Origin of the sequence: Xenorhabdus sp. PR6a, from assembly GCF_028599065.1 — a bacterium.
In the GTDB taxonomy this organism is placed as follows: Bacteria; Pseudomonadota; Gammaproteobacteria; order Enterobacterales; family Enterobacteriaceae; genus Xenorhabdus; species Xenorhabdus doucetiae.
In genome coordinates, this window is the sequence record NZ_JAQRFJ010000093.1 from 1 (window position 1) to 7,781 (window position 7,781).

Consider the following 7,781-nt stretch of genomic DNA (forward strand, 5'->3'; position numbering starts at 1 on the left):
TTCAAAGACGAAGCGCATGGCAGGGATTTTACCCGCTACCGGCTGGAAGCATTGCGCAGCGATGCCGTGACAGGACAGGGCAGCGGCAATGCAATAGCCCTCCAGCCGGGCAAACTGTTTATCCTGACTAACCATCCACGGGCAGACCTGAATCAGTCATGGCAGACCGTCTCTGCCAGCCACAGCGGCCGCCAGCCCGGTGCGCTGGAAACGGCCACCAGTGAGAGCGGTACCACGCTGCACAGCCAGTTCAGTTTTATCCGCCAGAACCAGCACTGGCGTCCGGCACCGCTGCCCAAACCGGTGATGGATGGCCCGCAAATCGCCAGGGTGGTCGGGCCGGCCGGCGAAGAAATCTTCTGTGACCAGTACGGCCGCGTCCGCCTCCAGTTCCCGTGGGACCGGTACGGCAAATCTGACGACCAGAGTTCCTGCTGGATACGGGTCACCCAGCCGTGGGCAGGCCAGGGCTGGGGCATGCTGGCTATCCCGCGCATCGGCCAGGAAGTGGTGGTCGATTTCCTGCACGGCGACCCGGACCAGCCGATAGTGACCGGCAGAACCTACCACGCCAGCAATATCCCGCCGGGCAAGCTGCCGGGCAGCAAAACCCAGATGGCCTTCCGCTCCAAGACCCACAAGGGCGAGGGCTATAACGAACTGCTGTTCGAGGATGCCAAGGGCAGCGAACTGCTGTCGCTGCATGCGCAGAAGAATATGGACACGACGGTACTCAATGACCGCAGTACCCGCGTGATGCACGACCATACCGAAAGCGTCGGCAACAATCAGGTCATCACCGTGCGGGCCGACCGCCATAAAGAGGTGGCCGGCATGGAAGTGAGCAGTATCGGGACACGACAGGTCACCGTGGAAAAAACCAGTGTACTCAGTGTCAAAGGACAAATCACCATTCAGTCCACTGAAAGCGGCATCACCATCGGCAATACTAAAGGGAGCCTCTCGATTGATACCAACGGCAATATCCATATTACCGGTAACACCGTCATTATTAACGGAAAAGAGGTCATCACCCTGAACTGAGTCCGGGCAGTCCGGCAACAAGACTGAAATCCGTTCCGCAGAGTTTTTCTGCGGCGGGCTGAATATTGATGATACAAAAAGAGTGAAAAGGAAAACCCATGAGCACACAACCCTACCAGATGAACGAAGGCGCACTGAACATTCCCGCCGGCTGGCGTGACGAATCGATGCACGTGTTTGTGCTGCCGGATGACAGTGGCGTCAATCTGGTGATTAACCGCACCCCGGTGCCGGCAGGTACTGACAGCAATACCTATTATGAACAGACACTGACGCAGTTTGCGACCCACCTGCCGGGGTATCAGGAGCACCAGCGGCTGCAAACCGAACTCAGCGGCGATATGGCATGGCGGCTCGATTACCAGTGGCAAAGCCCGGAAGGGGAAATGCACCAGACGGTGATCCTGCAAATCCGGGGCAGCCAGCTGCTGGCGTTTAACCTGACCTCGCCACACCCCATGAATAACGGGCAACGGGAGGCCTTACTGGCGGTGGTCAGCAGTTTTCAGGCGGCATAAGGAGAAGCCGATTATGGGATTAGGTGACGAAATTATTACCCGGATTGCACGGGTCGGGGCTACCCATGCCCGGCCGCCCCTGCCGCCTGCGGGCGGTGCCAGAGGGCCGGCCGCCGCACGCAAAGGCGACCCCATTCAGCATAAGAGTTTCTTTGGTGCCCTGATGGGGGCGGTGGCCGGTGCCCTGATTGGGGCGGCGATTTTTGGGGCCGTGGGGTTACTGGTGGCCGGCACCGGGGGATTGGGAGCGACTCTCATTGTAGCGGCCGCCGGCAGCGGTTTAACCTATCTGGCCAGCGATGCCATCGCGGCGGCCAGCTCTGCCGTCACGAATTTCATTGACAGCTTCGGCTCGCCGGACGGGGTGCTGGACAGTGGTTCCGGTAACGTCATGATTGAGGGAAAACCAGCCGCGCGGGCGACAGTGGACATCGCCATGTGCAGCAAACATCCGGCGCCACCGCTGATAGCCCAGGGCAGTGAATCGGTGTTTATCAACGGCCAGCCGGCGGCGCGGGTCGGTGACAAACTGGTGTGTGGGGCCGCCATCAAAGGAGGCGCTGGCACGGTCTTTATCGGCTCCGGTCAGGGGACTTACCTGGAAATTGAAGAGGAATTCTCCGGCTGGCAGCGGGCGTTACTGGTGGCGGTCGAATTTCTGGTGCCGCCCTCGCGCGGCTTGATGAAAGGCGTCGGCAAACTGATGACCAAAACCGGCCGGCAGGCGGTGCTGGCCGGGGCAAAGCTGGGTGCCAGAAAAGCCGCCCATGCCCTGAAAGGCAGAGTGATGTGCGCCAAAGCCGCCTTTAAAGCCAATAAAGGGGTGAAACGTTACATCCAGGCCACCAAAAAATTCTTCTCGGGTGACCCGATAGACGTGACCACCGGCTGCCTGTTTGACCAGCGTACCGAGCTTGAGCTGGGACAAACGATACCGCTGACCTTCACCCGCAGCTGGTCACCGGGATTACGGGGCCTGCTGGGCGAAAACTGGCTGGACAACTTTTCCGAGGCGGCCATTGTCACCGGTGACCGGGTGGAAATCCTGACGCTGGAAGGGGCTTCCCTGCACTTCGCCCTGCCGCCCAGCGTTGACCACAGCATCAATCCGGAACATCCCGAATTTACCCTGAGCCGGCAGAAACAGGGCTTTGTGCTGACCGAGCGCAACCAGCCGGTCAGAAAATACTTTACCCGGCCGGGCTTCTCAGCCACCTCTGACACACAGTGCTGGCAACTGGCGGCACTGCGTGACCGCAACGGCAACACCGTCGATTTTCACTACAACGAACAGCACCGGCCAAACCGGGTCACCCACAGCGACGGCCCGGAATTGGTCTTGCTGTACCGCGAAGACGGGTTGCTGACCGAAATCCGCCGCTGCGACCGGGGTCTCAATGACGTGATGGTGCGCTATGGCTATCACGACAATAACCGGCTGGCGGAAGCGGACAGTACCCAGCAATTCCACCTGTTCTATGAATACAATGCGCAGGGACTGATTAGCCGCTGGTCAGACGGTGACCAGACTGCCGTGGATTATGGGTATGATGCCCGGGGGCGCTGCATTGAAAGCGTCGGCAGTGGCGGCTATTACCCCGTCCGGCTGGCCTATGAACCCGGCATCACCCGCTCAACCACACCGCAGGGCCATACCACGAGCTGGCATTACAATGACCAGCAGCAGGTCACCCGGGTCGAAACCCCGTGCGGTCATCTCACCCGTTATGAATACGATGAATGGGGCAACCTGCGGCAGCAGATTTTACCGCAAGGGCAGGTCTTGCAGCTGGATTATCTGGCAGATACGGGATTAGTCACGGCATTGACCGAGGCCGGCGGTGCCGTGTGGCAGTATCACTACGATGATGACGACCGGCTGGTCAGCATGACCGACCCGCTGGGACGGGTCTGGTGGCAGCAATATGATGATAAGGGCAATGCCGAGGACTTTACCGCCCCGGACGGCAGCAAAACCACCCTGACCCGCAACGCGTTCGGGCTGGTGACGAAGGCCGAAGACGGGGAAGGCAACCAGCGGACCTGGGAATATGATGACCATCAGCGGCTGACGAAACTGTTTGATGAAGAGAACCGCAGCCTGCGGCTGGGTTACGACAGCCATGACCGGTTGCAGCGGCTGGCATCGGGCGGCGGCGCCTTATGGGTGTGGGAATATGACCGCCATCATCGAGTCGCGTTAAGTGACCGTCCCAATAACAGTCTGGAGCGCTTCCGCCATGACCGCCACGGCAACCTGACGGAGTGGACAGACGCGCGCGGGGTGCAATGGCATATCGAATACGGGCCGTTTGACCTGCCGGTCGCGCGGGTGGACGGGGAAGGCCACCGCTGGCAGTACCGCTATGACCCCGACAGCCTGCAACTGCTTGAAGTCATCAACCCACAGGGGGAAAGTTACCGTTATACCCTCGATGCGGACGGGCGGGTGGTAACGGAAACCGATTATGCCGGTACACAGTGGCATTATGCGTATGACGGCAACGGCAACTGCATTGAAAAACGCGATGCACTGAACCAGGTCACCCGTTACGAATACGATGCCACCGGCCGGATGACGGCGATGCACACGCCGGAAGGCACGACAACCTACCGTTACGATATTCTCGGCCGTTTGCTGGAAGTCGTGGCACCAGACAGTGAACCGCTGACGTTTGAATATGACGACAAAGACCGCCTGATTAAAGAAGTCCAGCCCCACGGCGAAATCACGCGTGATTATCCGGATAAGGTGACGGCAGACAGAATCCTCCACACCCCGGATGGCCGTTACTGGCAGGCAGGCATCCAAGCCAATCCGGTGGGTGAACTCAAACTGCTTAACATCCACGGCGGGCACCGGCTCACGCTTGAACGGGACGAAGACGGGCACGAATGCTACCGTCAGTCGGACAAGGGGTTTATCCTGCGTCAGGAACATACCCTGATGGGGCAACTGAGCTGGCAGCGCGCGGGCCGCAACACCAGCCCGGAGTTCTTCGCCGCCGGTGACGTGGCCGACATCCCGCAGCCAACGCTTGCGGGCCTGGACCGCGAATATCACTACGACGCCGCCCTCAATCTGGTGGCGGCGAATGATGAACGGCAGTGGCTGCGTTATGTGGTCAACGGCAATGGTCAGGTGACCTCAGTCAGTGACCAGGATCGCTTGCAGGAACATTATCAATATGACCCTTCTGGTTACCCTGCCCGCCGCTTTGACGGCCTCAATGAGGTGGGCGGGGAACGGTTGTACCAGAAAGGGCATCGCCTGAGACAAGCCGGTCAGCACCTGTTCGAATACGACGAAGCGGGGCGGATGACCGCCATGCAGCGGTGGCAGGAGGGGCACCGGCCTCAGCTCACGAAGTTCCGCTGGAACAGCCAGAACCAGCTTATCGGGGTACGGACACCGGGCGGCCAGCATTGGGTTTATCGCTATGATGCTTTCGGGCGGCGCACGGAGAAAGTCTGTGAACAGGCGGGCAGCCGTACCACCTACCTGTGGGATGGCGACCAGCCAGCCGAAATCCGCGAATACCGGCATCACCGCTTGTACAGCATCCGCCATCTGGTGTTTGACGGCTGGCAGTTGCTGGCGCAGCAAATTCAGTTTTTTACCCCCAATCCGGAAAACCGCAGTGAATTACTGGCGGGTGAAATTCAGACCCAGTATGCGGTGTGTGCACCGACGGGGGAACCACTGGCACTGTTTGACCCACAAGGCCACCGCGTCTGGCGTCAGCCACCGCAGAGCCTGTACGGCATGCGCCTGAAAGCAGCAGGTGAAAATGCTGAACTGAATCCTGAAATGCAATTCGCCGGTCAGTGGCTCGATGCTGAGAGCGGTTTAGTCTATAATCGGTTCAGATATTTCTCGCCGGAGGCGAGCGTGTACCTGACACCCGACCCCATCAAGCTCTTAGGCGGAGAAAATTTATATTCCTATGTACAAAATCCTACTGGCTGGATAGACCCTCTAGGGTTAGCATGCAATAATCCACATGGATATAAAGCTGGCGATGTAGATATGCATGGTAACTTATCTCCGGGGGTTAATAGGGCACCAGGTCACAGTAATACTAAAGCTGATAATCTTGTACAAAGCCACCATCCAATACAGGATCACTGGGCTAAGAAACGCATAAAAGACTATAAGAGGAATTCAGCCCCGGCCACATTATTACATTCCACTTCAGGGATGCCACACGCTCAAATCAGTGCTGCACAAAGGACAAGAAGAGCGGCATCAGGAGGATGGAACAAGACGTTGAAAGAAGAATTCCATATCAGTTATAGAGAGATGATTGATGCTGGCGTACCTAAAGCTCAAGCAAGAAAAGCGCTTGGTGATGCTTATAAATATTTCGATGGGCTTAGAGGCGCTAACAAAAACAATCCATTCTTTGATATTTAGGTTTATCAAGAGGAAAATTTCATGAAAAAAGAAGATGTTTTAGAAAAATTAGATCTTATTGAAGAAGAATTGAACATTAAATTACCTAACTCTTATAGGAAATTTTTATCTGAAGAAATTCAAGATAAACCTTATATTGAAGTAACAGGTAAAGAACAAGAGAATATATATGTTTATAATTTCGATTATGTTCTTGAAAGAAATAAAACATATACTATTCAGGAAGCTGAGCCAAATTATTTTTTAATTGGTCAAGATGGTGATCTGGGTTATTTTATTTATGTAGAAAAAGGGAAGGAAAGTGATGTTATTTATAGTCTAGATTTAGGGGCCTTAGGTAGCGTCGATATGGAGGAAGACGGAGACAAAGAAGCCGATGATATTTATAATTTAGGAATATAAATATCTAGAAATCAGCCAAGATGATGGGTTAGTCCTATCTTGGCTGAATAACACATACTAGATGATTTTTTTAATAAATCAATCAATATCCTAGATTCATCTAATAAGTGTATGACATGCTCTTCATAACAACAATCATAATTTTTGAAAAAGAAGACAATACATGAGAAACCCAATCCAAAACGAAATCACCTTTCCGGAAGGCTGGTTTCTTTTTATTAATGGCGAAATCCCCTTCTATTGCGATCATGGGTGTACTGTCGCCGATTTTGCTGCTGCGAGAAACCTGATCGGTTATAACAAAAAAAACGGGATTTACTTCAAATTCGCCTATGAATCCTCCGAAATCAGAGGGTATGAACCGCCGCCGGGAACCTATGTTCTGACCATCAGAAAATACAATTACACCCACAACTCCGGTTATTTTGGTCGCTGTGTTTATGCGGAAGTGAAACAAACCCAGTGTCCGGAAGAATTTAAAAATATCATGACGGATATGCTGAACATGTCGGCGGAACAGTCCACGTTTGAAGAAGTAAAACGACCTAAACCACAGGGAAAATGCACACCTCAGTTACAGCAGTGCATCAATGATTTTTTTACCAGCGTCAAGCAAGATCGCACAGATGAAATTATGGCTTTCATCAGGTCTCCCATGGATGAAAACGAAGAGGAAAATATTCTTTATCTTCGTAAACTGTACTATGGACACTATGAAAGCCCATATCAGAGAGATGATTTAGTTAAAAGTGAAATACATAAAACAGTGGTATCGGAGATCTACAACTACTTTGAATCGCTCGATAAAACAAGAAAACTTGAGAATGGCCGGGATCTTTTTCCCTTTCTTTTTAGTCCAAAAAAATATGATATCAGCGCCATTGTGCCTAAAAATGTGAGCTTATGCGAAGTTTTTATGAATATGACCCATATTCAGGATGAGAAACTCATGTGATAAAGCGTCAGAAGAATATTTATCTTCTGGTTTGGCCTGTTGCTATAGAAAGACCAAACCAATGATATTGCATATTCCACCCGCCAAACAGACTCCGCCATTACTTCAAACGGAGTCTATTCTTTGACAAAAGAAAGGAGCAACATCATGGATCAATTTGGCAAAATCACGTAAACACAGAATCGCCTTAGCTTCCACACGCAAATGCCAGCCGATGCCAGGCATTACGCATCCAGCTATCCGATTCTGCCCAGAATGCCCATTTTGTCTGCGCATCCATCGAACCGGAACTGGCAGAAAGATAATCCGTGGAAACCACATAAAATTCCCTCACCCAGCCCTCATAGTGATAAAAATTCCCCCACTCTTCATAAAGCCGTTCAAGTGCATATTTGGGCGCAATCTGGCTGCCGAGTGGTAAGCGTCAACTAAACTACACCTTGCT

At 53.5% G+C, this 7,781-nt stretch carries 6 protein-coding genes; 5 read left to right on the forward strand and 1 reads right to left on the reverse strand.

The genetic code is table 11. The features are described 5' to 3' along the window. The 5 genes from tssI to PSI15_RS16470 all read left to right on the forward strand — a co-directional run. Window positions 1-1,044: type VI secretion system tip protein TssI/VgrG (tssI, locus tag PSI15_RS16450; RefSeq protein ID WP_273584477.1), on the forward strand; the 1,044-nt coding region annotated here is incomplete at its 5' end. Window positions 1,045-1,142: 98 nt separating this feature from the next. Beyond that, entirely contained in the window at window positions 1,143-1,562 is a 420-nt protein-coding gene (locus PSI15_RS16455) for a DUF1795 domain-containing protein (RefSeq protein WP_273584478.1), read from the forward strand. A 13-nt stretch (window positions 1,563-1,575) separates the two neighbouring features. Beyond that, window positions 1,576-5,979: an RHS repeat-associated core domain-containing protein gene (locus tag PSI15_RS16460; protein ID WP_273584479.1), complete on the forward strand. Its 4,404-nt coding sequence runs from the start codon at window positions 1,576-1,578 to the stop codon at window positions 5,977-5,979. A gap of 21 nt (window positions 5,980-6,000) precedes the next feature. Further along, a complete protein-coding gene (locus tag PSI15_RS16465; protein ID WP_010846561.1) occupies window positions 6,001-6,381 on the forward strand; it encodes an SMI1/KNR4 family protein in 381 nt (126 codons plus the stop codon). A gap of 163 nt (window positions 6,382-6,544) precedes the next feature. Further along, window positions 6,545-7,336 carry a hypothetical protein gene (locus PSI15_RS16470; RefSeq protein WP_273584480.1) on the forward strand — a complete coding sequence of 264 codons (792 nt, stop codon included), beginning with the start codon at window positions 6,545-6,547 and terminating at the stop codon, window positions 7,334-7,336. Window positions 7,337-7,523: 187 nt separating this feature from the next. Here PSI15_RS16470 and PSI15_RS16475 read toward each other — a convergent pair whose 3' ends face one another. Further along, window positions 7,524-7,655, reverse strand: coding sequence for a hypothetical protein (locus tag PSI15_RS16475; RefSeq protein WP_273584481.1), 132 nt, complete (start codon window positions 7,653-7,655; stop codon window positions 7,524-7,526). Between the last annotated feature and the right edge of the window lie 126 nt (window positions 7,656-7,781).

Coding starts and splice junctions, on each gene's coding strand:
- PSI15_RS16460 (WP_273584479.1), top strand. CDS start 1,576: ATGGGATTAGGTGACGAAATTATTACCCGGATTGCACGGGTCGGGGCT.
- PSI15_RS16470 (WP_273584480.1), top strand. CDS start 6,545: ATGAGAAACCCAATCCAAAACGAAATCACCTTTCCGGAAGGCTGGTTT.
- PSI15_RS16455 (WP_273584478.1), top strand. CDS start 1,143: ATGAGCACACAACCCTACCAGATGAACGAAGGCGCACTGAACATTCCC.
- PSI15_RS16465 (WP_010846561.1), top strand. CDS start 6,001: ATGAAAAAAGAAGATGTTTTAGAAAAATTAGATCTTATTGAAGAAGAA.